We start from the raw sequence: 26,560 nt of genomic DNA, 5'->3' as shown, positions 1-26,560 counted from the left end.
TCGCAGTGGCTCTTTCGTGAATATCTAATGGTCCCCATGCTGGTTTGCAGCTGTTACCCTTGCGAGCGACCAGTCTTTTAAATACTCCTGGTAAAGCCTTTTTTGATTTCGTATTCCTTGTTTTTTACCTGATTGTTGTCTCCAGGTCAACGACAAACAAATTACCGATATTGTTGACAATAGGTAACTATGCACTGTTATCTATTTCTCCTGCGTCGTTAACTACACTGGTAGCAGCATTCCAATAATCCGTTCCGGTTTGCAGGGTTAAATGCTCCAACTGGTAATCATGGATGATCCTAATACTTCTTTCGCCTTCTTCATGATAACGAAGGATAATCCTTGCCTGATAGTTTCCATGATAACTTGCCGAAACAACAAACATTCGAAACTGCTCGTCGTCAGGCGCATCAGCCTTTAGTGTCTGAATGATCAACTCAAGGCAACTGAACAGGCATTAAAGGAAAAATTCAACACAACAAAACTGGATGCATTTATCGACGAGGCAGAAAACAGGAACCTTGGATATTTCGTTCAGTAAGTTGAAGTGATCAGCGTTACAGGACGCTTAAATACATTCTGAAAAGTTGCGAATGAACAGGGCATGGCGACCCACCCCGATCCGTAGTGGGTCGGGATGGTTTTGTTGCATAGTGGTCCAGCAAGCTTTTTAAATATTAGTGTGCGATAGCTATTAGTAATTTTTGCCGGGACAACGGTGCGATGAAAGAAATCAGTTATATAACCTTTTCTGAAATCATTGATGGTTCTAAAATCGGGCTGGTACATACCAGTCAAATACATAAAGGCAGTTTCACTCTCACATTTCATCGCTATTTTTCTACCTGAAAATACGCCGGTTGAATATCCATAGATCAGGAGTTTGATCAGCATTTTAGGATGATAGCTCTTTTGACCCCGAAAATGATACTTATTCTCAATTGGTTTAGTGTCCAAAGCTTCCACTATTTCATCAATTACTCTCGCTAAATGCCCCTCGGGAATAAAATCATCTACACTCGGTGGTAGAAAAAAAATAACTGTCTATTATTTTGTGGTTTAAATTTGCTTGGCATACCACTAATTTAACAAAAATTAAGAATGCCCTGAATTCTCGGTCAGCCTGTTATCACTCCACCATTATAAGTTGGATGTTCGTACGCCATAGTTCAACCAGTTTTCTTGCAAAACTTAGCGAGAATCCAGTCGCAACGCGTATACTTCGTTAACAATTACTTTCAAGGAACAGAAAAAAATGTTATTTTTGATTAATCGACATTACAGGTCTCTTGTTTTACAACTGTTTTACAAGATGTTTTAGTCGGCTGTCAAGTTGTTGAAAAATAGGTCTTTAGGATAATGTACCATGAGTTTGTGGTACCGAGGGTCGTGGGTTCGAGCCCCATCATTTACCCCCTTTTTCGAAAAGCTCTTTTACTATTGTAGAAGGGCTTTTTTATGCCCTGAGAGCAATTCCATAAAAATATAATTCGTCAGTTGAGAGATAGTGTATAGTGTTAACACCGAAATCTGCTCAACTAACGAAAATGTTTTACAGCCAACTTCGTAAGCATGGCTACAAATAAGGAAGTGGTTCTTAAACACCACAAAAAAGAAGGCGGTACTTACAATTACAATATTAAGTATCTAATGAACTATTCAAACTGGTTCTTAATTTCGTATCCCATGTCTTTTAACAGCTTTTGTCTCTCGAAAAGAGTTATATCAGACGTTACCATGTCATTAACCAGCATTTTTAAATCATATTTGATTTTCCATCCCAGTTTTTCAATAGCTTTAGTTGGATCGCCAATTAATAGTTCCACTTCGGTAGGGCGGAAATAAGCAGGGTCTACCGAGATTATTTCTTTACCAATTTCAATCAGATAATCCATATTGTGGCAAGCCGATACATATCCTTTTTCGTCGACACCTTCGCCTTCAAACACTATCTCTATACCGAGTTCCTGGAAAGCCATTTTAACAAAATCTCTTACCGTTGTAGTTACTCCTGTTGCAATTACATAGTCTTCTGGTTTATCCTGCTGTAAAATAAGCCACATGGCTTCAACATAGTCCTTGGCATGTCCCCAGTCGCGCCGCGAATCGAGGTTTCCAAGAAATAGTTTATTTTGAAGTCCTAACGCAATTTTTACTGCTGCCCGTGTAATTTTGCGGGTAACAAAAGTTTCACCGCGTAAGGGGCTTTCATGGTTAAAAAGGATGCCATTACACGCAAATATGTTATATGCTTCCCTGTAATTAACAGTTATCCAGTACGCGTACAATTTGGCCACAGCATAAGGCGACCGCGGGTAAAAAGGTGTAGTTTCTGATTGCGGTACGGCTTGTACAAGTCCATATAACTCTGAAGTTGAAGCCTGGTAAATCCTGGTTTTTTTTGTGAGTTGCAAAATTCTTATAGCCTCTAAGAGCCGGAGGGTGCCAATTCCATCAGCATTGGCTGTATACTCTGGGGTATCAAAGCTTACTTTAACGTGAGACATCGCACCCAGGTTATAAATTTCGTCCGGCTGAACTTGTTGTATGATGCGTATCAGGTTAGTTGAGTCGGATAAATCGCCATAATGCATAATGAAACGTCTGTCTTCATCATGCGGATCCTGGTATAAATGGTCAATACGCTCGGTGTTAAAAAGCGAACTTCTTCGTTTTATACCATGAACTTCATAGTCCTTTGATAATAATAATTCGGCCAGGTAGGCGCCGTCCTGGCCTGTTATACCTGTTATTAATGCTTTTTTCTTCATGAAATGTAGCGTTTTATTGATTTAGATTATTGCGCAAGGCAGTTACCTTGTAATTAAACAAAGGGATTTCTTTAACTGGAAATTTCGAGACTTTTATTTATTTGCTGACGCGATAGGTGGCAATAATGCGAAATAAATACCAGAGCTAACAATACTGTAGCACAGACTGTTAACGCCGACAAGTTAGCATTGTAAAAAAAGAATGAAAATTAAGTAAGATTAGAATTAAGCCTCTTCTATATGAATAACACTTTTAGGCCTTGAAAAGGAAATTTCGACTTCCTGGTACAGGTAATTTGACGAAGAGTATTCATAAACAGCCGCTTCACTCATGCAAATAGTGAGTATCCCGTTATGCTCGGTTAACGATTTTACTGAACCGAAAAATGTCAGATCACGTTCCATATCGGTAACGTAAGCTTTTTGATTTTGGGACGTAGCCATTACGGAAGCACAAGTTAAGAAAAGTTGCATTTGTTTCGCTCTTTTAATTAACCTTTATACGTGAGGCGCCATCATTGGTTGTGTTTTTTTATTCGTTTTTATAATTATTAAAAAAAGTGTTGCCTGTTTGATATGGGAGCAACTATTTTAATTCCAGGTATTCAAGAGGCCGTTTTTCATCAATATCAACAGGCGTTCGGTTTTCTAACTTATTAAAGAGTTTATTAAGTATACTATCCTTGTTCAAATAATTTTCGGCGTATTTGCGTCCGTTGAGCTTTAATATTGAGTTATCTGAAGTACAGAACTTTAAAATAGCGTTTTCGAGAGAACTTAAATTTTCTGAAGCGATAACAACACCCATTTTGTTGTCGTTAACAATTTCAAAAAGGTTTGTACCAGGTTCGGCAGTTATAAGCGCCAGCCCGCCTACTGCCAAAATAGTGGTTAATTTTGAGGGCATAACCAGGTCGCTTGCACTCTTTTTTTGGAGTACCAGATGAATATCGGCCATGTTAAGAAAATTATTGAATTGGTCTGGCTGTTGTAAGGGCAAAAAATGCACATTGTCAAGTTTTTGCTCTTTAGCTTTTGCTATAAGTTTCTCCTTGTATGGCCCGGTTCCGCAAATGACAAATTTTATAAACGTAGATGACTCCAGGTGTTTTGCTACGGTCAGGATGCTTTCTAATCCCTGTTTTTCTCCTATACTTCCTGAATATAAAACAATTTTATCGTCTTCGTGAAACCCCCACAATATTTTCATTTCTGCGTTGTCATATAACGGGCAATAGGCAGTGGTATCTACCCAATTGGGAAAGAATAATATGTCCTTTACAGTTTTTTTTGAGATCTTTTTAAGCATTCCGGTAGATATAGTACTTACGTAATCCACCTTTTTCATGATTAGCCGTTCCATCGCGAACAGTGCTTTAAAAGCTTTGTCCGATTTAATTATTTGCAGGTCGCGGGCCGCTTCAATTTGCAGGTCCTGTATGTGATAAATGATTTTACCCCCTTTGAAAAATCTGTATATCAATCCCAAAAAACCAAGGTGAAAAGGCGGAGCAATACAAAAAATATAGTCTTTTTTGGGCTTAAAAAGCAGGTAGATTACCATCACAAAAGCGGATACAAAAAAACTAAATTCGTGAATAAGTCTTTTTAAGCCGCTCGGTTGTTTTGGTACATACAGCGGACAACGATAAATATTTAACTTACCATTCTTTAATGTCTCGCGGCTAAAAAAACGATTTTTATACGGCTTTTGAGTTTGCCAATAAGGATAGTAGGGGAAAGCTGTAACCATTGTGCACAAAAAATGATTCTCGGTTAACCACTCAACCATTTCGCCGGTATATTTTCCAATACCGGTTAGCTCTGGTGAAAAGTTTATCCCTATAATGATAACACTCTTGTTTTTTGAAATTGTCATTTTATATAAGTGCAAGTAAAGTTAATGCCTGAGTGCTGGTCTTCCAGGCGCCTATGGTAATGGCCGTTGTTATTTATATAATATAATGGCTGATGGACTATTGCGTTTGTAGGGGTTTTTGACAAATAACCGCTTACTTATCGATATTCATAGCCATGTTGCGCGGTTTTAAAAAACGATATTATTGTAAACCTGTTAAATGAGTTCCAATTCGGGAGATTCTTGTTTACTTATCGCGATAGAATTCTGGCCGATATCTTTAGACGTTTTATGCCTTTGTGATAAAATTTCCCTGGTTTTAATCATAATCATATGCTCATAAAAAGAGAGATTAATAGCATAAATAAGTCCCGGTAAGCCTTCAGTAAAGCCCAAACTGAATATGTATGTATATATAAATCTTAATAACGGCCAGCCGGGTACTTTGATCATCCAGGATTTTAATGCCGGATTTCGTGTGCTTCCATGTTTACTGAATATGTTTTTAAACGGCGGGCATATATCCAGTCGCGCAATTGCTTCCAGTGATGAATAGCGGTTATGCCTTTCAATCCAATGAGACCACCCTTTTGAAAAACCGAAGTGCGTATAAGGCTCTTTTATGTATAAAACATTCCCAATTACCTTGTCTTCTTTTTGACCGTGCCCGAAATCTTTAAAAGTTACCCGGCCTTTACGCAATAAGCGCAACTGCCATTTGGGGAAGTTGTCGCTTCTTTTAAGCCATATGCCTTCAAGCATCATTTTCCAGCAACAGTAAAAGCCGGCTGTTTCTTCGTCGGCGTTATCGATAGCCAACTTAATAGCATTGGCAAATGCGGGGGTACTAACTTCGTCAGCATCTAAAAACAGTACCCAATTATGTTTTAAAACAATATTTTCGAGTGCAAAGTTGCGCTGTTTCCCGAAGCTTTCAAATGCGTTCATGCTAATTTTTGCACCATGTTGCCTGGCAATTTCGCAGGTTTTATCCGTGCTAAAGGAATCCATAACATGAATGTCATCTGTCCAGGTTAACGAATTTAAGCACGCGGGCAGGTCCGTTTCTTCGTTTTTTGTAAGTATAATTACCGATATCATTTTTGTAATATTAAAACTCCGGCGTCATTAGCCTCGTGATTATTTTGCAGATCGATTTGTGATACATCAGTTAAATAGCTTGCCAGTCGTACAGCAAATGCACCTAAAAAAAAGGTTGGATTTGCTTGTCCGGATGTGGGAAAAACCGAACTGCTACATACATATACATTGCCGGTGCCCCAAAGCTTCAGGTTTTTATCAACCACGCCACTATCAGGAAAGTCGGATATTCTTGTTGTTCCGGATTGATGTAACCCGTCTTTAGTCATGCTTTTAATTGCTGCAGGTAACTGGTTTTTGTCAAACCAATATTCAAGTTCGCCGCAACCGCAATCTCTTAACCACTTATCGAGTACATCGTGCAGTTCAATCACCGACGAAACGTCCTGATCGGTAACTGAATAATTAATTTGTAAGGTTTCACCGTCGGCAGCCAGTTCCATGCAATTGCTTGCAGAAGGTATTTGCTCGGCGTGAAAATGTAACGCATAAGTGTTTTTAGGGCTGTAAAGAAATATACCGGGCAGTTTACGTTTAACGCAGTACCTTTTATAGAAAATGGCAGCAGGTTTTAACAGCGAATTTGGTAATCCCTTTATAATATTGCCTATATGTGCGGGGACCCTGGTTACTTTGCCTTTGGTAATTGAATGTGCAATTGCCGGCGGCGCCAGTTTTTTGCCAAGTACCGGAGTTATCATTGCCATGTACATAAAAGACATCGCCCCGCTCCGGTGCTTAGGATCAAAGTATAAAGGGTTGTCCAGCCACATAGCTGTGTTTAACAGGTTTTTAGCCTTTAAAAAATCGGTCGAAAACTGAAATCTGCGCCTTGTATAAGTTCCATCAGCATGTTTTATGAAAGAATAGTCTGTTTTTTTGGGATTACCATAAAATTTAACGCTGGCAATTTTTCCCGATAAATGGCCCTGGTAATATTTCCCCAAAGCTTGTGGTGTATTGCCTAAATTGTTAAATAGCTGTGTGTTACGCAGTAATATCCGGGTGCTTTCCTGGGCGCCTGATGCTATAATAAATGAACCGGCAGATATTTTGAATTCAATTTTGGTAGCTACTTCTCTTACTGTCAGGTACTCAACTATATCATTTTCGTTGGGGGCACAAAAATCCCTTGCTTCAAATCCCTGCAATAAAGTCAGGTTTTTTTGCGCTTTGATATCGTTCTCATAACGTTTGCCAAAGCGGGTTGGCATACTGTATCTTTCTAATGTGTTGTCGGTTACTATTCCTTGTTTAAACCCTTCGGCTATAGTGTTATATCGCACACCAGGTATGGCCGACAAATTAAAATCGGCATTTCCGCATTCAAAGTATTTGGCGGCTGCCGGTGCGTAGGTTTTAACTTCGTTAAACAACGTGCTATCCCATGTACAGTTGCCGTTTAAAATTGGGCGGTCAATAAAATCGATATCATCATACATCACACAACGGCCTCCCCAGGTTGCAGATGTGCCCCCTAAACCTTTATTCGTACACTCCGAAGGAGCGTGATGATTTTCAACATTGGTTATTGTAATGGAACTATCTAAGCTGTTTTCTGCCGGCTGCCCGCTTACACCGTATTCAAGCAATACAACAGATTTATGAGGGTTTAGCCGCGAATATTCAAGAGCGAGGATAATGCCCGCCGGGCCACTGCCAATGATGCATAGGTCGAAATCAAAAGGGAAATCATGTTTACTCATCCTGATTGTTGTTTAGGTTGTCTAAGAAGTTAGTTCGTTTTTTTAAAGGCAGGGCCGGGTGTCCGCCATATACTGTCCAGGGCTCCAGATCTCGTGATGTTACCGATGCAGCTCCCAAAACACTCCCATCCATGCAACACACTCCTGGCAACACAACCGCTTTTGAGCATATCCAGGAATAGGGTGATATGATTATTTGCTTCATGATATATGTAAAATCGGCCGTGTTATAATCATGGGTAGCGCCACATAGGTAAGCGTTTTGGGAGAGGATTGAATGGTGGCCCAAAAAAACACCACCGGGATTATAAATCTCGACCCCCGGGCCAATGGTAACAATATCCTCCGTTTCCAGTAGCCACGGAGCCCATATCTTGCAATCGGGGTAGATGATATTTTTATCGCCAATTTTGCCACCAAATGCTCTTACAATTAAAACCCGCCATTTATGCAGCGGCTTGGGTGTCCATCTGCACAATAGTGACCAACACAGGTTCCAAATGGCCCTTCGTAGCTTATTAGAAAATGAAAATACGGGCCGTAAGTATCCATCCACACTATCCTTACTATGATAAGAAAACATATTTGCTGTTTGATTATGATTATGTTCGGGCAATTTTGCCCCTGGACTTTTTTAATTGAATAAAACCTCTTGAAAACGATTGATGACTGCATTCACTTCAAAATGTTGGTCGTAGCAACGCCGGGCGTTGACTCCCATTTTTTGTTTTTCTACTAATGATAACTTCTGCCAGGTACTAAGCATATCATAAGTCCCGGTTTTATTATCGTCGGCAACCAATGCACCACCGGCTTCGCATAACTCGCGCCAGATGTTTACCTGGTTTGATATGAGCACCGGCTTATTACATGTTAAAGCTTCCACTACAGCTATTCCAAAGTTTTCCTGATGACTTGGCAGCACAAACGCCTCGCACCCGTAAAATGCTCCCCATTTGGCCTCGCCGGTAAGCATACCCGGAAAATAAACAAGGTTTTTTAGGAGTGTCGATTCGGCAACTGTTTGTTGCATTTGTATTCCATAATTACTGTCGAGGCCCGGGCCGGCAATTACAAGTTTAGGTAGGTTGCTAACCTTACCGTTTATTGAACTTAATTGGCTTTTGGCGATTTGTTTGTATGCATCAATAATTAAATCGACCCCCTTTTTCTCGTGTATCCTGCTGAGAAAAAGCAAATACGGACTATCATTTAATCCTGGTACTGTGTTTTTAAAAACATCAGCCATTTTAATATTGTAGGCGGGAGGAGCTATTACCCCCAGGCCAACAACAGTCTCAGATTTTGGTTTATATGGCCAGAAAGGCAGCCGGGCAAGAATTAGCTCAGTTTCGCATGTAAATAAAATTTTATCTGCGCTATTAATAAGTTTTTTTTCAATTAAGCTCCAATAAATTACATTCCTGATTGCTTTTATCCTCCGGCCTTTTGCCCGTTGAAAATAGGGGTCAAGCATGCCATGAGGCATCACAAATAGTTTTGGTTTAATACCGCTTGTCTTTAACGCGTTAAATGCTTTATAAACGGCGAAACCATGATACAACCAAAGGCCGTGAACTATTACAACATCAAACCGGGTAATATTGGCAGAAAGCCACGGCAATAATAATTTGCTATAATGCCAGGCGTTTGCTGCCGGGCCTAATGCGTGCTGAAGAAAGATGTCTGTTTTGTTAAAAATATCTTCGTCTACACTAACAACTTCGTTTTGTATACCCAGCTTTTGCAAACCGCCTGCGCATATTCTCACCGCCTCACATACGCCACCAGTTTCGGGGTTCATACTGCTAATTACGTGGAGTACTTTCATAATTGTACAGCAGCGGTTAAAATGGACGAAGAAACAGGTGCCTTGTTGTTTAATATTTTAAATACCGATTGTATTACTTCATCTACGGTGATAGACAGAATGCATTTTTTTTGTTGAACCAAGCAAACTTCAAGTCCGCAACCTGCGCACGCTGGCAGCTTGTAAAGTATTTGGTTATTTTCTCCCCGCGGAAACCATTGGCCGGGTAAGTTGCGCGCAGAGTAGATGCCTACACACGGTGTACCCACTCCGGCAGCCAAATGTATTGGGCCACTATCATGGCCAATAAAAGCCTTAGCCTTCTTTAACAATGCTGCCGATACCCTGGGTGTTGTTTTGCCGCACAAATTTATCGACTGATGTTTCCAGGCTGATATAAGTTGTGCCGCCGTTTCTGCTTCGTCCGGAGCTCCTATGATCATCAACTGCCAACCCGGAAGCAAATTTGATAGTTGGCTTAATAACGTTTGCCAGTTGCCAACTTCCCAGTCGTTCGATTGATTTTTTGTGCCTGTTGAGATAGCCAGTACAGGAGTATCTTTTATTAATAAAAGCTCATAACTATTGGCAATTTCTAATTCGCTTTCGGTTAAATTCAAATCCCAATTTTTGTCATCTGATAAATCAATTGCACCCAAAAGGCTAATCCTCCTGGCTAATCGTTTAGCTTCCCATTCCATGATGCCTGTTTGTGGATCAACACAAACTTCAAAATCTTCCCTGGCTGCATCAAAACCTACCAAATTTGCAATACCTGCAGCTTTGAAAAACAACTTATCTCTTAACAGGGAATTTTTTGATCGGGTTGGATTAATATTTATTACCGTATCAATTTTTAATGCGCGGATCTGCTTAATCAGATCAAAAAGTACTTTAAGGTTCCTGGTGCCCACCGGGTAATTAATGGTGCGGTTAAAAAAGTAATGGCTGCCTAAAATAGCTTCAATTGCAGCAGCTTTGGCCATTACCGGTTTATTGGTAAGCAAAGTAATATCTGCATGTGGAAACGAATTTCTTATTTTGTGGAAGCTGGGCAAAGCCATTACAGTATCGCCCAGGCTGCCAAGCCTGTATATAAGTACTTTGTTGTTTTTAGAAATGCTCATAATTGATGGCAATTACCGCAAAGGGGAAGCGAATGAATATTTGTTATAGTATACTTTGATATTCCATATCGGCTTTAAGCAGCCAATCCTCAAGCTCCTGGTAATCTATAGGCGCGGTGCCTACATGTGCAACTACGCAACCTGCGGCAGCGTTTGCAAAGCGGGCCGCCTCGGCTGCATTGGCGCCACTTGCCAAAGCTGCGGTTAAGGTGGCTATAACCGTATCGCCTGCGCCCGATACATCAAAAACCTGGCGTGCAACCGTTGGTAAATGTTCAACCACTTCGCCACGGTGACTAATTGCCATTCCGTCGGCTCCTAACGTCACTATCAAAATTTCGGGATTATAAATATCATGTATGCGCCTGCAAATTTTTTCTATCGGATATTTTTCTTCCGGTGCAGGTTCTGGAAGTTCTGCAAGGGCAAGTGCTTCGGCACGGTTTGGAGTTAACAGCCCAACGCCGCGAAATGATAACCTTCGGGCCGGCTTCGGGTCTAAAGCTACTAACAAGTCCGGTAAATCGCGGGCTATTTTTAAGATAGAGTCAAGTAACGATTGGGAGATAACACCTTTGGCATAATCAGATACGATCACCGCATCAACATCCGAAAGGGCTTGCCGCAGCATATTTTCAAAACCCGGAGCCGAGTCTATGGTATAACACTCGCGAGTATCCTCACGGTCGATACGGCAAAGTTGCTGTGAATGAACAATAACCCTTGTTTTAACAATAGTAGGTGCCTGGAACAGTAATTCGGGCGGTAGATATTTCACACCTTTACCAGACAGAATTCCTAAAAGCTTTTTACCCGCTTCGTCCATGGTGCAATGCCCCATTATTTTGGTTTTTACCCCCAGGTTTGATAGGTTGATGGCAACGTTGGCAGCACCGCCTGCCGTGTAGGTGTCTTTATTTACCTGTACCACCGGGACAGGAGCCTCCGGAGATATCCGGTGTACATTACCCCAGATGTAATGATCGAGCATTAAATCGCCAATGACCAATACTTTAATGGTGCTTAGCCCTTTTAATAAATAAGATAGGTTCATGAGTTAATAATTTAAGGTGCTCCAGTCTGTTATGTCAAGTTCTTCAAGCCACTGATGCAGGATAAGTGTATGCATTTCCTGAATGCGTGCAGTAGTATTGCTTGGTATGATAATTTCATGATCGCAGGTGCCTTTTATGGTTCCGCCGTTTTTACCGCCGAGGTATATGGTGATGATATTTTGTTTGCGTGCCTGCGCAAAAGCTTCGATGATATTAGGGCTGTTGCCGCTTGTACTAAAACCAACCAGTACGTCGCCCGGCTTGCCGAGTCCTTCCAGTTGCCTTGAATAGATAGCGTCGAAGCCATAATCATTCCCAATACAGGTAATTGCGGTTACATCGGCGTTTAAGCAAATAGCGGGTAGGCTGCGGCGTTCGGCTTTAAAGCGGCCAACAAGTTCTTCAGAAAGGTGAAGGGCATCGGCAGCGCTACCGCCGTTTCCGCAACTGATGAGTTTGCCGCCATTTAAAATTGAGTATTTAATTGCCGAACAGGCTGCTAATACTGATTCCTCAAGTTTTTTGCTTGCCGAGATTACGTTTGTTAGTTCCTCAAGCGATTCGGCAAAAGAGGGGGCAGCCACGTTTAATTGGGTTAACATAAAAAGATAAATTGAGGTAAGTTATTGGATTAAATGGCGCGTTGATTTCCGGTTGGGTTAACAGGATTATCCTGCTCAATGGTTTTTACCACCCATAGTTTGCGGTTTGGTGTGCGTAATGCGGCAAGTGTAATACCACCAAGCACCACGTCGAAGCCAAGCGACGTTGGCTGGGCCCATTGCCCCTGCATAATGGCCAAAATGCCAATGCTACATATCATCCATGGTAAAAAGTCGCCGATAGCAAGTTTACGGAAGCTATCGATAGTTAAATTCCACACAAAAACAATTCTTATAAAAATAACGGAGAAGCCCATGATAATACCCATTTCGCCAATCAGGCGGCCCCATTCACCTTCGGATATCAGGTAAACAGTATGATCGCCGGCTATGAGCATGCTGCCGACACTCGTTCCCATCCCTATCCCGTAACCAAAAAATGGTTTTTGCGCCGATTCGATAATAGCACCAATCATGCCGCCTAAGAAACGATCAACAAATACACCTGATACTCCACCTTCAGTTTCGTTGGCACTGGTAAACCTATGTGTAAATACCTCCAGCGGGGTAGCAAAAACACTGAGCTGGCTTAAGGCGGTAAACGTAATTAGCAGTACTACTATCGCCACCAGCATTTTGCCCAGGTATTTTGGATTGCGCGATATGGCTATCAGCGAAAATAGCGTGCAAGCCAGCACAAGAGACAACAGGCTGCGGCTTATTGATAACGGTATAGCTACCATAACACCCAGCGTTGCACCAATAAGCGCCAATCGATTTATGCTTTTTGGTGTTAGCCAAAAGTAAAATACATACGCGGCCGAAAAACCAAAAAACAAGGCTGTGCCGTTTGTGAATGAGAATGTAGCCGGTGGACGAAAAAATCCCATAGCTCCGTCAAAACCACCACCTTTTAAATCGCCGCCAACACCGCGGTTAACAAATGCCGATTGCGGGCTATAAAACTGCATAGCTATTAATACGGCCATGGGTATTGTTATCCATATAGTTGCTTTGCCAATTTTGATTACATCATCACGGTCAAATACTTTACCGATAACAAACATGAGCGGAAAATGAAACATCAGGATCCTGGCGCCGTAAATGGCCACGGCAAAATTGCCATGCCCGAAAGCAAGGGCGGTAACTATGCCTATTGCGCCAATGGCTATCATCCCATTAACGTATAAATTTGACGGTAACAGGTTGCGCTTCCACGCAAGTAAAACCAGCCAAAGAGCTAATGGATCACGTACAACAAGCAGGGGAGTAGACAGGCCGGGCAATACCCATTTGCGTAACGCTCCCTCAAATATCAGCAGTAAAAAGTAAGCCCAGATACCCCGCTTTAAAAGAAGGTTAGGGTCTTTACGGTCAACCGGCCGGGCAACGTAAAAGCTTTTTGAAAGTCCCTGAAGCGTGGTCATTGTTGTTATATTACCAGTCATTATGGTGTTAAATAATTTTGGTACCAGCATTAAGATATATACTCATGAAGCGATTGGGCTATTTTATCTCCATAAGCATCCCATGTGTAACCGGCGGCTTTTTTTTGCGCTTTATATCCCATTTCGGGTATCAGGTTACGGTTATCTAAAAACCAGGAGATTTTTTCGGCTATACTGTCGGGCGAGGCTGTTGGTATCAAAAAACCGGTTTCTCCCTCGTCAATCAAATCGGCCCCGCCTGTGTTGGAGGTAATAATTAACGGCAGGCCCTGGCTCATCGCTTCCTGCATTACCAGCGCCCGGCCTTCTGCAATTGATGGAAGGCAAAATACATCGCAGGTGCGCATCAGTTCCAACACTTTATCATGTGATCTGCCACTTTCGTAAGTAAAACCCGATAGTTCATTACGGTAAAACTCAATTGGCGCAAGTAACGAACCCATCACAACCAACTCCACATTTTTGCTGTTTATTTTTTTTATAGCCGCAAACAAATCTGCAAGCCCCTTTCGTTGCCCCATCGACCCGGCAAATAAAACGCGAAGCGGGACATTTGTATTTTTTGGGACATTTAAGCCACCTGGCGTTGTTTCCGGTGATCCAAAGGGCGAAACGATCAATTTTTTATTTGCCCAAAAGGGCAGCGAATCAATTACAAATGACCCCGGCCCAACTACAACGTCGGCCAGTTCAAGTTCCTGCGTTTTTCTCTCCAGTTTGGCTTCAGAATCGCTGATACCTCCGCCCAGTGTAACAGCCCACTGTGGTAGCCTGGCGGCTTCCTGGTTCATGAGTTTTTTAACTGTTTTCCAGTAGGCAATAGGTAAATCATAAATGCATTTTAGCCCCAGTTTTTTTGCCTGTTTAAATGTTTCTAAAGCACCGTCTTCATAGGCATAAACAGCGTCTATCTTATTTTTTGCTGCATTATTTACAAGTTGCCGGGCGTTATACTTGTCAAGATCATGGTATACAGCATCAATGCTTGCCCATCCTTTTTCATGTTCAATGCATTTATTATAGCCCAGCCTGGGCATAGTCATACGGGCAAGTTCAAGAACTGGCCGGGTATGAATACTGGCCCTTGATACCGGGAATGTGCGCCTTAGCCATTCTGTGCGGATATTTTGGGGCATTAACTTAAGCCACAAGGCATCCGCATTGGCCACAAGCGTAGTATTAAAGCCGCCGAGCATATCCGCTTTGGCAAGGCTGGTAATAACGGCCCTCACATTGCGGTTACCAGTAGGATGAGAAATATTTATTTTCATGAAACCTTTGAGTAGTTGTATATAAATGCAAAATGTAATTTAACCGTTTATCCAGCTTTGCATGTCAAGGGCGATAGCTTCCCAACTCCTTGTTAACCAAAACCATTGGTGCAGTAACAGTCGTCTTTTTTCTCCTTCAATGGTAGATAGCAGTGTTTGGTTGGTCATTAACTCGTGCGGGCGAAATATGGCAACACCCGGGGGCTCGTCTAATGTTACAGGTGCCTCGCAAATTACAGGCACTGCATGTGCAGACAGCGCCGCGAAAGTGCCCGATTTGCGAAGACTATCGGCAGTTTGGCCTACCAGCGCTGCTTCTGCAGTTAACATCATTGCCGAAACTTCGCCGGGATCAAGCGTTCCTGTCTGTATTAAAACACCAGGCCCTAATTGGCCCGATGCCAGGCTAAGTTCTTCATCGGCGTAATGATTGTTTAGGGGCCCAATTGCGTAAATTTTTTTTATCAAGCCATTCTTGTGCAGCTTTTGTATCAGTGGCAGATGTTGTTGAAGTGTCCACAAGCGGGTATGGGCTAAGCCAAATATTACCCATTCGCCCGGTTTCCTGATGCTTGTTAATCCATTTTCTTTATCAACCGGCAAAATATTTGCGCCAACCAAACTCAGTCTTACTTTTTTGCTATTGGTTAGCGATATTATTTTTTCTTTTTGCTCGTTGGTTACTACAGTAATGCCATCGGCCAGTTTGCTCAGTTGTTTTACCGTGTATTTTATAAGTTGATTGCGTAACCTATGGTGTATTCTCAAACCAGCGCTATCGTCCCATGTTTCGTGAAAAAAAATATAAAGGTGATTGTATGGCGACTCTTTTTTAAACTTTTTTAATGCCTGCAGCAATTTAAACGGTAACCCTGTTTTGGAATAACTTGTTGGTGTAAAGTTTAAGAGCAAATCGCCGGGAGTGCTGTTTTTTTCAATTTGCTTAAGCAGACTTTGCCAGTATGCTGTTGTTAAAGTTAGCGGAGTATCCCGTATTACTTCGGGAAAATATTCTACCCCGATTTTAACCGATTTGTAAAATTTGTTTAATGCTAATGCTGTTTTATATGCGTGATCGCTTACTCCGCAAACCCCCGGAGGACAGGTAGGCGCGATGATGATCAACTGCCTGTAGGTGCTCGTGTTCATTGGTAAAAATGATTTGTTTTTTTGCTTTAGTTATAAACGGCTTCGGGCTCAGGCAGGTCCTCGGGCTTTGTAAGGGGTGTTGGTACAGTTCGTTTTTTTATGAAACGTTTTTCCCAAAACTCGTATGAAAAATGTGCGGTTACGGTAGTTAAGGCAATTACTATTAATAACTCTAAAATTTTACTTCCGGGGAAGGCATACATTTTGGCACTAAATGCCATTACACTAAATATGATAATTGGATGGTAAACATACATGCCGTAGGATATTTTACCTAAATATTGAAAAAGGCGCAGTTTAGTAAAAGAAAACAACCACACATCTTTTTGTTCCAAAAGGTTAGCTATTATAGCAGCGCTTGTTAAGTTCAGCACCGAATACCCCCAGATCCATTGATAGCCCTGCGGCAGGTTACCTGGCCAGCCAAAAGAAGATAAATGGTAAGATGGAATGGAAATAACCAGAAGCAAACCCGTAACTACGGTTAAAGTAATACATGAATAAACAACCCTGGCTTTACTCATTATCTCCCTGAAAGGTTTGTTACATAACAAAGCGCCAAATACAAATGCATCCAGATGTGAAAATGGCAGCACATAAGGAGCCAGCGCTTCATCAATTGCATTTCCGTCGAAACCTACAAAGTATTGCAGGTGGTTGCACACTAAATATACTACAACCCTTATAACCATTGCTGCCGGCAACAACCAAAGTAATGTTTTTAAAAAGAGGCTTTCGGGTAATTTCCATAAAAACAAAGGCCAAACCAGGTAAAATTGCCATTCAAGAGATAAACTCCATAAGTGGCCGTATATCATGTGAAACGTGTAGCTATCAAACAACCACCTGAAGTTGAGTGTGTAAGTTAACAACCATGGCCATTCGGTACTTAAAGCCTCAGGCTTATGTATAAACAGGAAGATAACACCCAGTATTAGCAGGTATCCGTAATAAAGAGGAAACAATCGCAACATCCTGCGTTTGTAAAAGTCCTTAAAAAACGTAATCATGCCTTGAGTTTGGTATTGCTGCTTTCCTTTTAGAACTATGCCCGATATCAAAAAACCGGATAGCACAAAAAAGAATTGAACCCCTATCCATCCGGCCGGGAAAAGAAGATAGTGGTGAGCTATTATTGCCAGTGCCGCCAAAGCACGCATGCTATCCAGTTGCGGATTGTATTTCATCTAATTTTTATTAACGCGGGGAAAACGTTTATTTTTTATATAAACACAATCGATTTATATAAGCTGGTGATTTTTTAGGCTGAAACTTTTGCCCACTCTGCAACTTGTTTTAGCCCATCATCCATGCTGTACTTTGGGGCGAACCCCAATTTTGATATTTTACTGATATCTGCCCGCCAATTTAAGGGGTCGCCTTTGGGTACATTACCGTCAAAAGTTATCTCAACATTAATATTTAAATGCTTTACAAGGCAATTAGCAACCTCGGCTACGGTTGTTTCTACTCCTGAGCCCAAATTATATATCACAAAATTTTCATCCGAAGGATGTTTTAATACTGTAAGCACGGCCTGGCATAGATCCTCGACATATAAAAAATCCCGGCTTTCTGCTCCGGTCCCAAACAACCTGATGGCTGGCTGGCCAATTGCCGCGGCGCGGATGGCACGCATGCTTACATCATAAATAAGCTGTTTCCCGAGTCCCGGACCGTATACAGAGAAAATGCGAAAAATAGTGGCCTTTAGTCCCATTGCCCTGGAATAGTTTGATAACAGCGATTCTGCCAGCGACTTGTGAATACCATACGGTGAAATGGGCTGTAACGCTGTAAATTCGGTTATTGGAAGTGTTTTAGGATTACCGTACACGGCAGCGCTCGAAAAGAAAAATACCTGGGCTTGTGGCTGGTTTTTAGCAAGGTAAAGTGCAATGCGTGCGGTGCCCGGTAATAAACTTGAAAAATCGCCGTAGGGGTCGTTAACTGAAGATGCCACAGAGGCACCCCCTGCCAAATGACATACCGCTGCTAAAGCATCTCCTTTAATTAATTGATCAAGATCGGCATTTTCCAATGATGAGGTTGCAAAGTCGGCCCATAAATGGGGGCGAAGCGGTGCCCGAAGGTCAATACCAATTAACCTGTAACCCTGTCTTGAAGCGGCATCGGCCAGGTAGGTGCCCAAAAAGCCCGATGCACCTGTTATAAGTATAGTTTTTTGGTTATTCATGAAAAGAATAGTTTAGGGTTATCAAAACACTGTTGCCAACGGGCGGCCATTACGGTTGTAGAAAAATGCTGATCATAATATGCCTTTAATCTTGCGGGGTCAAAGTCATTGGTCTCAATTCTTTTTATCAGTAAGTAAAGGCCGATTGTAATATTGTCAAGGGTTGGCTGTACCAGGATAGAATCTGGATTGTTTTGGCAGCAATCTTTTATAGCGCCGATATTTGTTGCCATAAAGGGTAGCCCGTAGGCCATCGATTCTAATAAAATAAGTGGCAGGCCCTCCATCTCTGTAGATGTTAAAACCAGGCTATCATAAGATGCCATTAATTCTGCTCCCTCTCTGTCGCCGGGATATCCTCCCAAAAAGTTGATTTTATGTTTAATCCTCAGGTCTTTTGCAAGCTTTAGCAGCCTATCTTCTTCTTCGCCTTTGCCCCATAAATCCAATGAAAAATCACCGTGTGACGGAAGCGATGCGATTGCTTTAAATAGTAATGGTAGCCCTTTGTTGCCGGCAAGCCTGCCGAAATAGGCCAGCTTTATTTTTCCTTTGGTTTTATTGGTGCTTGTTTTTAAAACTCCATCTACAGGCGGCTGCGGGAAACATGGCAGCCAATTCACTCCGCGTGGGTTGGCTAAAGTTGTAGTCCAGTATTCAAGCATTGATGGTGCCTGCACAGCAATGCCGTCGAAATTTGTCCTGGTATCGATCCATATTTGTTCATCCTGCGACCTATTGGCTATGAAATCCTGGGCGATTTTAAAACTGCCGGCTTTGAGAAACCGGGTTATAAAAATGGATGAGTTTGATAGTCCAATACTTACAAATATATCGGGCCCATACAATCTTGCCCTCACGCCCGCTAAAATCAACGCAACGTATTTCTTTATCTTTTGAAACAGGCCGGATACTTTGTGAGCAACTATGCCAATTATAGCTTTATCGCCAAATGGTTGGTCGGCAACAGGCCTATCAGTAATGTTAATTATTTTTAGCGTATAACCAGCCGTTATGGTAAAGTCAAAAAGTTCTCGATAGGCGGTTTGTGCCCCGCCCAAGCCATCGGTATGGCCCATTAATAATATTTTTTTCGGAGATGATTGTGTCATTATTTAGTTCGTTAGCTTGATGTATTTAAGCCTTAGATTTGGCTGATCTTTTAAAGACAAAAAGCTGTGTATGCTTCCGCTGCATTTAAGAGATTATTAGGAGCGGTTAATTGATTTTTTAGGGTATAGGCGCGTAAAATAGCGTTGGGTGAACTTGCCTGGTAGATGCCTTGTTTTTCCATCGGCTTTGCGTGGTAGTTTGTATCGGCCGATGAAATCATAACTGGTATCCCTCTCTCCATCCAGGCTATTGCCGAGCCACTTTTGTCAATGCCATCAACAGGGCTGGTTACAACGCCAATATGTACCAGTTGCATGCTGCGGTTTATCATGGCCGGCGGCAGCGGACCGGTTTCCCAATAAAAAATGCCTGGTAATTCCCTGATCATGTTGACTGTTTCGAGTTGCCTGTTGTGGCCAATAAACAGTACGCCCAATTGTAAACCCAAAGATTTTGCTGTGCTAACCCCCATTTTGAGCAGGTTATCGAGCCCGGGACAATTATATGTGGTACCAAAAAAACCGAATATTAACCAATCTTTACGGTTTAAGATTAACGGCAACAGATCGGCCCTGGTTGCCAGATCATCCCAATCAGACTGGCTTCCTGATTCGCTTACCGATATGTTTCCAAAAATCGGAACTACCGCGGCTGTGATGCCAATTTGCTTTAAAAAGTGCTGGTAGGGTTTAATGCTTGTGAAAACAGTCTCGGGTTTTAATGCAAAAACTAAGGTTTTTAAAAAAGTCTTCTGAAGCCGGCCTAAAATTTTTTCTTTAAATCGGGCATTTGCTGCCATCCCGCACCACAATTCGTGGAACATAATATGTAGTTTCCTGGCCCCAATGGCTTTGCCAAGTTTTAGTGAAATATTAATTGGCAGGCCGTATTTATTGAATCCAAACCCTACATATTGTAAACTAACCAGGTCGGGGTTAAATACTGCTATTTTTTTTCGCAGTCTGTCATATCTTTCTGTCGTATTTAAATTGGCCGGTAAACGTTGTACAGCTAACTCCACACCATCGATGCTTTGCACCTCATTTTTAACTTCGAATAAATAGCTATCATTTATAGCTATAGCTTCAACCTGATCGCCTCTTTTTATGATCTCGCATGCCAAACGCCGAACATAGTCGCCTACGCCGTCGCTGCCTGTTTGCAATGAGGCGCAGATAAAAGTGATCTTCATCTTTTAAGTTATTATATATCCTATATTGATTGATTTCACATACATTACGGTGTACCACCCCGTACCAGGGTGTGTCAGGGTGTACCAGGGGGTGTCACCCTGTACCGGTACACACACTTTATTGGTTATACATAGTACCCAAAAACGGGAAAATCACCTGTTTTTAATCATAAAAGACCGCTACCACTATGTTTAAACTTTATACAGAAGTTGAATGTTAACGACTGATCCTTAATTAAATACGTTTACCAAATGTGAGATTAACAGAGTTCTTTGATCAACCTTAAGGTGTTGTTGTTTAGTTTAAACTATGCAGAACGCTTCTTTTAAACTTGGTGAAAAAGTGGCGCGTTTGTAATAAGCCGGGTTTCACAAGGGCCAGGCCTAAATAGCTTGATATCCTGGCTGCAAAACTTTTATCCGCATTTTTATACTCCCAATCGCTGATGTGTTTTTCGGGAAGCAGCTGATATTTAAGTGCCGACTTAAGTTGTTTGGTAAAAGGTTTAAATAGCGGTTCGGCTAAGAGTGTCAGGTAGTAATCAATTAACTCGTTTGCTTTGCTGTCCCTGATTACCAAAGTTTTTGATTCATGATGGTATCTGAAATAAACCAATACGTTGTTGGTATATAAAACTGTTTTAAAGCGAACAAAGTAGGAGGTGAAAAAGATTCTGTCGAAATAATAGGATGAATATTCGGGAAACTTACCCGCCGCTTTAATATTAACCAAATCGCACCAAACACCCGGCTGATGGAATGTGCTTTTGAGCGATATAAAATCGCCCGCCGTGAGGTTCTTGTTTTCGATTATATCTTTAAAAGAAGGGTCATTGTCGTAAAAATTAAACACTTTCCCGGCGATGGTAACGCCTTTTTTATAGATAGAGGCAACGTTACAGAGGGCCTCAGGCGCAAGGTAGTCGTCGCTGTTTATCCAATTAAAAATATCTCCGGTACATTTTGTAATTCCCTTGTTTATTGCATTTGCCTGGCCCGAATCTTTCTCGCTAACCCAAAAGCTAATCCATGGCTCGTATTTTTTTATGATATTAACGGTGTCATCGTTACTGCCGCCATCAATAATAATATACTCCAGGTTGGGATAGTTTTGCAATAAAATCGAGCGGATGGTTTCCTCAATAAACTTACCCTGGTTGTAGCTTGGTGTAACAATTGAAATTTTGGGCCATTGCTTTTTTGACTTGTAAATATCGGCGTTTACTTCTTCAGTCCACGGCCAGCCTTCTTTGCTCTCAATGCGCGGCAGTTTATTCAGTAACGACATAGTTTTGGGTTTTTACTTTATTAATCATAATAAGGCTAAAGACAACGTGCATCACTGCCTCGAAGCCGGCAACGTAAAGATTTAGTAGCAAAATGCCCCTAAGTGTCGAGATATCAATGAGTGCCGCACATACGGCAATGGCAGCAATACTCGCCGGAATAAGAATTATTGGTTTTATTGCCCAGCCACGGTGGGTATACAATGAGAATGATGAACCAGCAATTAAGGCAACGCAGCTGCCCGCAATGTTTAAAACCATCTCGTTTTTAAGGTTTGCATATGATGGGCCGAGCACCCACAAAATAGGCACCGGGAACAGCCACACAATGGCTATAATTAACGCCATCAGCACAAACAACAACAATTGTATTTTAAGGTAATTGCTCATTAACACCCTTTTATTATCGGGCAGGCGTGCAAAACGCGGCGATATTAAAGTTGAGAAAAGGACATTGAATAGCCCCAACACCATTACTAACCTACCAAGCGCACCAACTTGTGCAACTGCTGTTGTTGAGCCAAAAATTGATATAAGCCAGATGGTTATTTGCCCCGAGGCGCAATAATAAATTGCGCCTGGCAAAATCCTTTTAACAAATTTCAATATTTCCGCACGAACAAGGGGATCAGGCTGCTGATGAATACGGGCATACTTGTAAGATGTTTTGCGCAGTTGAAGGTTTGCCCATATTTGGGGCAAACCCGAAGCAAGCACCGCTATATACGCCCATGGGAAAACGAATATGGTAAGGCCGGTAAGTATAAGCCTCAAAACGTTGGTTCCAACCTGTATTTTTTGAAGTGGCGCAATATCCTGCTTTAGCTTGGGGGCAACCTCCAGCAATGTACCGGATAACGACATGAAAAATGCCGGTATAAGGGATAATGTTATTAGTGATGCAAATAACCAACCCGCACCGTGATGTATCAAAAGGTACAACAAAACAGGTACGGCTATTATAAGGCTGCCTGCGGCAAACTTTTTTCTTAGGTCTAAACCGGTGGCTATTACCAAACCTAATTTTTCACGATCCATCCATATTTTGCCCCCTTGCGACATTACGCCGGTTGATATTCCGCCATCGGCTAACAGGATCATTGTGCCAAGCATCATATTTGCCAAAGTATATAAGGCATATTCTTTTGTGGGCAGTAATCGTATAACAATAATAGCGCTTAGAAAGCCAATTACTTGTATGATTAACTGTGCCGATCCGGTTATGGTTATGAGCTTACCCCATTCAATTGCCTTAGCATATTTTGAATTGATGGTTAAGTTTTGAGCAATAGCTTTCATAAAAAAATAAGTGCCGGTGTATAAACCGATAGGGTAGTTTTGGGTAGTATTAAACGAAGTTTAACCGTTTGATTTGATGTTGGGGCAAAGGCTGAAACCGACCGGGCTGAGGAGTTAAGCGTGCTGCTTTTTTAATTTAGGGTTGTTGTAATAACTGTTATCGTAGTTATATCCATAACCATATTTTGTGCGTTGAATGCCATTGAAAATAATATACAGGTTAGGAAGCTTATCTTCTTTAGCCATTTGCTTAATAAATGTAAGTTCAGATTTATTGGTATGGCCTTGTTTTACAACGTACAAGGTAACATCGCAAATTCTTGCCAGTATCAGCGCATCTGTTACCAGGTGAATTGGCGGCGTATCAATTAAAATATCATCGTATTCATCCCTTAATTTATTGATAAGTACGTCAAGTTTAATGCTGTCAAGTAATTCTGATGGATTTTCGGGGATGGCCCCGGCACCGATAATGCTGAGTTGCGGATGCACGCCGGACGGCTGGACTATTTCCGATAGCTCAACTTCGCCGTTCAGGTAATTGCTCAACCCTTTATTTTGCGCTGATAAATTAAAAATGTCGGCTATTTTTGGCCGGCGCATGTCAAGCTCTAAAATGATAACTTTACGGTTGGTAGCGGCAAGTGCTGCTCCCATATTACTGGTAATAAAACTTTTCCCCTCGCCGGCTACGCTCGAAGTAAATAGGGTTACCCGCCCGCTTTGCCTGTTTTGAAATAATAAAAATAAGTTGGTTCGTAACGATCTGAATTGCTCAGCTATCGCGAAGGCATTTTTTTCGAGTACCACAATCTGATTTTTTCCTTTGTTTTGGTTCAATTCGCAAATTACCTCAACTCCAGTAATTTTTTCGATTTCGGCGCGGTTTAATACTTTGTTTTTCAAGAGGTCGCGGCCATATATGAATGACGCAGGCAACCCTAAGCCAAGTAAAAAGGCAAGCACGTAAGGGACCTGTTTTTTTGATTTTGGAGCGATGTAGTAAGGGTCTTCTACTGTGCGGATCCCGGTAAGGGTAGAGGCGTAGCTCAATGATACTTCTTCCTTTTTTTGCAATAAATAGATGTACAGGTTTTCTTTTATGCTTTGTTGTCTTTTGATACTGATGTACTGCCTTTCCTGGCCCGGGATATTTTTTATTGAGGCTTCAAAGCCAGAGTTATTGTTTTGAAGTTCGTGTTGAACCGATAATAAAGAAGCCTTAATGCCACTAACTGTTTCTTTTACAGCTGCTTTAGTTGCCTTTATTTGACGATTTAAAGGTTCGAATATTGGGTTTTGCTCGGGAGTGGTGGCTAAAAGCCTGTCGCGTTGCAATTGCAATTTAGATAACTGATCTACCAAACTGATAAGCCCCGGATCGGAAATACCAAGCGTTGCAGGTACGTTACCCGAATTATTTCCTGAATTGGCGTAACGTTCAATGCCTTCAATAACGTTCAGCTGTACATTAACGTCATTTAAGCGCGAATCATTTGATTGAACGTTATCAAGATAAAATTTTGATTTGGATGAAATGTCCGTTAACCCAATGCTGCTCTTAAACCCTTCAACATCTTTTTCTACATTGGTTAACTCACCTGTAAGTGATGATAACCTGTCGTCTATAAATTTGAGCGTGCTTTGCGTGGCTTTATTTTTATCCTGGATACTCGAAACTTTATACGCCTTTATAAGCTGTTCTAAAATTTCTTTTCCTCTTTCGGGTACTTCATCCTCCAATTCCATATCAACAATGGGAGCATCTTTATTTAAAGATACCAGTATTGAATTTTGATATTGCGTTACAACATCCTCAGGATTTTGAACATTAACACTGATTGTTTTACCAATATAATTATCAAAACTTTTGGTTTTGGTTAGCATCAATGCACCAATACTATTTTTTAGTACTGTATTAAAATGGTAATCGGGCGATTCCGTGTCATCTGTTTTTATCGAAAATGATTGGGCATCTTTAATAAAAACGGTGAGTGAAAAATCCCGGTTTTCGCCCTGGGCTTGTATCAGCTTAAATTTTACCGGGGTTGTGGCATAAATATCCTTACTGCTATAATTGGCTTTTTCCTTATAACTGGTTTGTAGTTGCAAATCATTAACAACCTGCCTTATCAGTGGCCTCGATTTTATTAGTTCCAACTCACTTTCGATATCTTTTGGCTGACCTACAACATCAATTTCGGCCAGGGCCTCTTTGGCATCCGACGATTTTTTTTCGTCTTTTATGGCCAGTTTGGCTTTAATATCATAAACAGGTTTGGTGTTTTTGATATAAAAATAGGCAATACACAAACTGATTATCAAGCAAATGGCGAATAGAGGCCAGCTGTGCAGGTATTTGCTTAATAATCCGCCAAGATCTTTTTGGGTTGGTTCATCTTTATCATCAAATGATGAGGATAGAAACAGGCGTTCGTTTTTCATAAGATTAATTTTTTAGAACACTGGTGAGTACAATGGTTATTACGGATAAGGCCGATAGTATTAAACTGATGTTTCGGTAACTTCTATCACCGGAATTTGATTTGGTTTTATCCGGCTGAACGTAGATTACATCATTATTTTTAAGATAGTAGTAAGGGGATTTAAAAAGATCGGCAGATGTAAGATCAATATTTATGTATTGTCGCTTACCGTCGAGTTCGCGGATAAGAAGCACATTATTGCGAATGCCTGTTATGTTCAGGTCGCCGGCTAATCCTAAGGCTTCAGTTACGCTAACGCGTTCGTTGGCAATTTGGTAAATATTGGGCCTTGCAACATCACCAATTACAGATATTTTAAAATTGGTGATCCTTACATTGACAGACACCTGTTTCAAATATGTAGAGAGCTTCGATTCTATTTGCTGCCTTAGCACATTGGTAGTAAGCCCCTCTGCTTTTAAAGTTCCAACTAACGGTAATTGTATGTTTCCATCCATATCAACCAGGTAGCCGTTTATTTTATTGTTGTCGTCTTTCCAGGCGTCGGGATTTAAACTACTTACAGCTATACTTAAAATATCCTGTTTCTGAATAGTTAGCGAAGAGTAGTTGTCGATAGTTTCGTTTATAGCAGCCGACCGGTTGACATTTTGAAAATAAGGTATGTTTTTATAAGAGTTGCAGGAACTTGCCATAAAGCAAAATGCAACTGAAATTAACACCAGGCAAATAGTAGTTTTAGTTTTCATGAATTTGGATGACCTTAAAATTTGAGTTAGGTGCGTGAAGAAGGAGTTGTATAGTGTGCTATATATGTGCAGTTATTTTACACTTTCTTTCAGCTTATTGTAAAGCTTCGCCATTTCACTTACAGCGAATATATTTTTATTAGATATTCAAATTGATTAAATCGTCATGTTTGGCGATGTTTTATATGAATATTTGCATAAAAGTAGGTCTTGTGTTATTAATATCGCAATATTATTGCATCTTGATACAATGTGTGAAGATGTGTATAACAAACAGCACGTAAAATGTGAAAAAGTGAGAAGGGAGGCAAATTCTATAAAAACAGCCGATTTTTAGAGTTGTCTGTCGGTACTTGCCAGTTTAATTGATTGCAAAAAA

General features: G+C 41.2%; 23 protein-coding genes. All 23 read right to left on the bottom strand.

What is annotated here, in order from left to right; translation table 11 throughout:
- Positions 1-187: 187 nt before the first annotated feature.
- Positions 188-436 carry a hypothetical protein gene (locus BMX56_RS25595; protein ID WP_090652555.1) on the bottom strand — a complete coding sequence of 83 codons (249 nt, stop codon included), beginning with the start codon at positions 434-436 and terminating at the stop codon, positions 188-190.
- Between the two features lie 98 nt (positions 437-534).
- Positions 535-966 carry a transposase gene (locus BMX56_RS25590; protein ID WP_090652554.1) on the bottom strand — a complete coding sequence of 144 codons (432 nt, stop codon included), beginning with the start codon at positions 964-966 and terminating at the stop codon, positions 535-537.
- Positions 967-1,655: 689 nt separating this feature from the next.
- A complete protein-coding gene (gmd, locus tag BMX56_RS25585; RefSeq protein WP_090652553.1) occupies positions 1,656-2,771 on the bottom strand; it encodes a GDP-mannose 4,6-dehydratase in 1,116 nt (371 codons plus the stop codon).
- 225 nt (positions 2,772-2,996) lie between these two features.
- The gene (locus tag BMX56_RS25580; RefSeq protein ID WP_090652552.1) at positions 2,997-3,245 is read right to left on the bottom strand and encodes a hypothetical protein; all 249 of its coding nucleotides are present in this window, start codon (positions 3,243-3,245) and stop codon (positions 2,997-2,999) included.
- 112 nt (positions 3,246-3,357) lie between these two features.
- Complete coding sequence (locus BMX56_RS25575; RefSeq protein ID WP_090652551.1) at positions 3,358-4,650, bottom strand: WcaI family glycosyltransferase; 1,293 nt, start codon at positions 4,648-4,650, stop codon at positions 3,358-3,360.
- Positions 4,651-4,845: 195 nt separating this feature from the next.
- A complete protein-coding gene (locus tag BMX56_RS25570; RefSeq protein ID WP_090652550.1) occupies positions 4,846-5,730 on the bottom strand; it encodes a glycosyltransferase family 2 protein in 885 nt (294 codons plus the stop codon).
- Positions 5,727-7,436, bottom strand: a complete 1,710-nt coding sequence (locus BMX56_RS25565; protein ID WP_090652549.1) for a GMC oxidoreductase — start codon at positions 7,434-7,436, stop codon at positions 5,727-5,729. The genes BMX56_RS25570 and BMX56_RS25565 overlap by 4 nt, the downstream gene beginning before the upstream one ends.
- Positions 7,429-8,019, bottom strand: coding sequence for an LbetaH domain-containing protein (locus tag BMX56_RS25560; RefSeq protein WP_177183918.1), 591 nt, complete (start codon positions 8,017-8,019; stop codon positions 7,429-7,431). The genes BMX56_RS25565 and BMX56_RS25560 overlap by 8 nt, the downstream gene beginning before the upstream one ends.
- A gap of 51 nt (positions 8,020-8,070) precedes the next feature.
- Positions 8,071-9,267 (bottom strand): glycosyltransferase, encoded by a 1,197-nt coding sequence (locus tag BMX56_RS25555; RefSeq protein ID WP_090652547.1) that lies wholly within the window; start codon positions 9,265-9,267, stop codon positions 8,071-8,073.
- The gene (locus tag BMX56_RS25550; protein ID WP_090652546.1) at positions 9,264-10,373 is read right to left on the bottom strand and encodes a glycosyltransferase family 9 protein; all 1,110 of its coding nucleotides are present in this window, start codon (positions 10,371-10,373) and stop codon (positions 9,264-9,266) included. The genes BMX56_RS25555 and BMX56_RS25550 overlap by 4 nt, the downstream gene beginning before the upstream one ends.
- A gap of 43 nt (positions 10,374-10,416) precedes the next feature.
- Positions 10,417-11,427 carry a bifunctional heptose 7-phosphate kinase/heptose 1-phosphate adenyltransferase gene (locus BMX56_RS25545; RefSeq protein ID WP_090652545.1) on the bottom strand — a complete coding sequence of 337 codons (1,011 nt, stop codon included), beginning with the start codon at positions 11,425-11,427 and terminating at the stop codon, positions 10,417-10,419.
- Between the two features lie 3 nt (positions 11,428-11,430).
- On the bottom strand, positions 11,431-12,030 hold the full coding sequence (locus BMX56_RS25540) for a D-sedoheptulose-7-phosphate isomerase (RefSeq protein ID WP_090652544.1): 600 nt from the start codon (positions 12,028-12,030) through the stop codon (positions 11,431-11,433).
- A gap of 29 nt (positions 12,031-12,059) precedes the next feature.
- A complete protein-coding gene (locus BMX56_RS25535; protein ID WP_177183917.1) occupies positions 12,060-13,478 on the bottom strand; it encodes a hypothetical protein in 1,419 nt (472 codons plus the stop codon).
- A gap of 29 nt (positions 13,479-13,507) precedes the next feature.
- Entirely contained in the window at positions 13,508-14,749 is a 1,242-nt protein-coding gene (locus BMX56_RS25530) for a glycosyltransferase family 4 protein (RefSeq protein WP_090652543.1), read from the bottom strand.
- 39 nt (positions 14,750-14,788) lie between these two features.
- Positions 14,789-15,898, bottom strand: coding sequence for a hypothetical protein (locus BMX56_RS25525; protein ID WP_090652542.1), 1,110 nt, complete (start codon positions 15,896-15,898; stop codon positions 14,789-14,791).
- 26 nt (positions 15,899-15,924) lie between these two features.
- A complete protein-coding gene (locus tag BMX56_RS25520) occupies positions 15,925-17,085 on the bottom strand; it encodes an acyltransferase family protein (protein ID WP_090652541.1) in 1,161 nt (386 codons plus the stop codon).
- A 74-nt stretch (positions 17,086-17,159) separates the two neighbouring features.
- Positions 17,160-18,095: an NAD-dependent epimerase/dehydratase family protein gene (locus tag BMX56_RS25515; RefSeq protein WP_090652540.1), complete on the bottom strand. Its 936-nt coding sequence runs from the start codon at positions 18,093-18,095 to the stop codon at positions 17,160-17,162.
- A complete protein-coding gene (locus BMX56_RS25510) occupies positions 18,092-19,207 on the bottom strand; it encodes a glycosyltransferase (RefSeq protein ID WP_090652539.1) in 1,116 nt (371 codons plus the stop codon). The genes BMX56_RS25515 and BMX56_RS25510 overlap by 4 nt, the downstream gene beginning before the upstream one ends.
- A gap of 50 nt (positions 19,208-19,257) precedes the next feature.
- Positions 19,258-20,400, bottom strand: a complete 1,143-nt coding sequence (locus BMX56_RS25505) for a hypothetical protein (protein ID WP_090652538.1) — start codon at positions 20,398-20,400, stop codon at positions 19,258-19,260.
- Between the two features lie 298 nt (positions 20,401-20,698).
- Positions 20,699-21,688: a glycosyltransferase family 2 protein gene (locus BMX56_RS25500; protein ID WP_090652537.1), complete on the bottom strand. Its 990-nt coding sequence runs from the start codon at positions 21,686-21,688 to the stop codon at positions 20,699-20,701.
- Complete coding sequence (locus tag BMX56_RS25495; RefSeq protein WP_090652536.1) at positions 21,672-22,985, bottom strand: MATE family efflux transporter; 1,314 nt, start codon at positions 22,983-22,985, stop codon at positions 21,672-21,674. Before BMX56_RS25495 ends, BMX56_RS25500 begins: the two co-directional genes overlap by 17 nt.
- 114 nt (positions 22,986-23,099) lie before the next feature.
- On the bottom strand, positions 23,100-25,430 hold the full coding sequence (locus BMX56_RS25490) for a GumC family protein (RefSeq protein WP_090652535.1): 2,331 nt from the start codon (positions 25,428-25,430) through the stop codon (positions 23,100-23,102).
- A 4-nt stretch (positions 25,431-25,434) separates the two neighbouring features.
- Complete coding sequence (locus BMX56_RS25485; protein WP_090652534.1) at positions 25,435-26,181, bottom strand: polysaccharide biosynthesis/export family protein; 747 nt, start codon at positions 26,179-26,181, stop codon at positions 25,435-25,437.
- Positions 26,182-26,560: the final 379 nt, after the last annotated feature.

Source organism: Mucilaginibacter sp. OK283 (assembly GCF_900110415.1).
In the GTDB taxonomy this organism is placed as follows: Bacteria; Bacteroidota; Bacteroidia; order Sphingobacteriales; family Sphingobacteriaceae; genus Mucilaginibacter.
This window is presented reverse-complemented; position numbering and strand designations above follow the sequence as displayed.

Coding starts and splice junctions, on each gene's coding strand:
- BMX56_RS25515 (WP_090652540.1), bottom strand. CDS start 18,095: ATGAATAACCAAAAAACTATACTTATAACAGGTGCATCGGGCTTTTTG.
- BMX56_RS25540 (WP_090652544.1), bottom strand. CDS start 12,030: ATGTTAACCCAATTAAACGTGGCTGCCCCCTCTTTTGCCGAATCGCTT.
- BMX56_RS25525 (WP_090652542.1), bottom strand. CDS start 15,898: ATGAACACGAGCACCTACAGGCAGTTGATCATCATCGCGCCTACCTGT.
- BMX56_RS25510 (WP_090652539.1), bottom strand. CDS start 19,207: ATGACACAATCATCTCCGAAAAAAATATTATTAATGGGCCATACCGAT.
- BMX56_RS25580 (WP_090652552.1), bottom strand. CDS start 3,245: ATGCAACTTTTCTTAACTTGTGCTTCCGTAATGGCTACGTCCCAAAAT.
- BMX56_RS25535 (WP_177183917.1), bottom strand. CDS start 13,478: ATGACTGGTAATATAACAACAATGACCACGCTTCAGGGACTTTCAAAA.
- BMX56_RS25495 (WP_090652536.1), bottom strand. CDS start 22,985: ATGAAAGCTATTGCTCAAAACTTAACCATCAATTCAAAATATGCTAAG.
- BMX56_RS25575 (WP_090652551.1), bottom strand. CDS start 4,650: ATGACAATTTCAAAAAACAAGAGTGTTATCATTATAGGGATAAACTTT.
- BMX56_RS25530 (WP_090652543.1), bottom strand. CDS start 14,749: ATGAAAATAAATATTTCTCATCCTACTGGTAACCGCAATGTGAGGGCC.
- BMX56_RS25500 (WP_090652537.1), bottom strand. CDS start 21,688: ATGTCGTTACTGAATAAACTGCCGCGCATTGAGAGCAAAGAAGGCTGG.
- BMX56_RS25505 (WP_090652538.1), bottom strand. CDS start 20,400: ATGAAGATCACTTTTATCTGCGCCTCATTGCAAACAGGCAGCGACGGC.
- BMX56_RS25560 (WP_177183918.1), bottom strand. CDS start 8,019: ATGTTTTCTTATCATAGTAAGGATAGTGTGGATGGATACTTACGGCCC.
- BMX56_RS25520 (WP_090652541.1), bottom strand. CDS start 17,085: ATGAAATACAATCCGCAACTGGATAGCATGCGTGCTTTGGCGGCACTG.
- BMX56_RS25490 (WP_090652535.1), bottom strand. CDS start 25,430: ATGAAAAACGAACGCCTGTTTCTATCCTCATCATTTGATGATAAAGAT.
- BMX56_RS25550 (WP_090652546.1), bottom strand. CDS start 10,373: ATGAGCATTTCTAAAAACAACAAAGTACTTATATACAGGCTTGGCAGC.
- gmd (WP_090652553.1), bottom strand. CDS start 2,771: ATGAAGAAAAAAGCATTAATAACAGGTATAACAGGCCAGGACGGCGCC.
- BMX56_RS25485 (WP_090652534.1), bottom strand. CDS start 26,181: ATGAAAACTAAAACTACTATTTGCCTGGTGTTAATTTCAGTTGCATTT.
- BMX56_RS25570 (WP_090652550.1), bottom strand. CDS start 5,730: ATGATATCGGTAATTATACTTACAAAAAACGAAGAAACGGACCTGCCC.
- BMX56_RS25545 (WP_090652545.1), bottom strand. CDS start 11,427: ATGAACCTATCTTATTTATTAAAAGGGCTAAGCACCATTAAAGTATTG.
- BMX56_RS25565 (WP_090652549.1), bottom strand. CDS start 7,436: ATGAGTAAACATGATTTCCCTTTTGATTTCGACCTATGCATCATTGGC.
- BMX56_RS25555 (WP_090652547.1), bottom strand. CDS start 9,267: ATGAAAGTACTCCACGTAATTAGCAGTATGAACCCCGAAACTGGTGGC.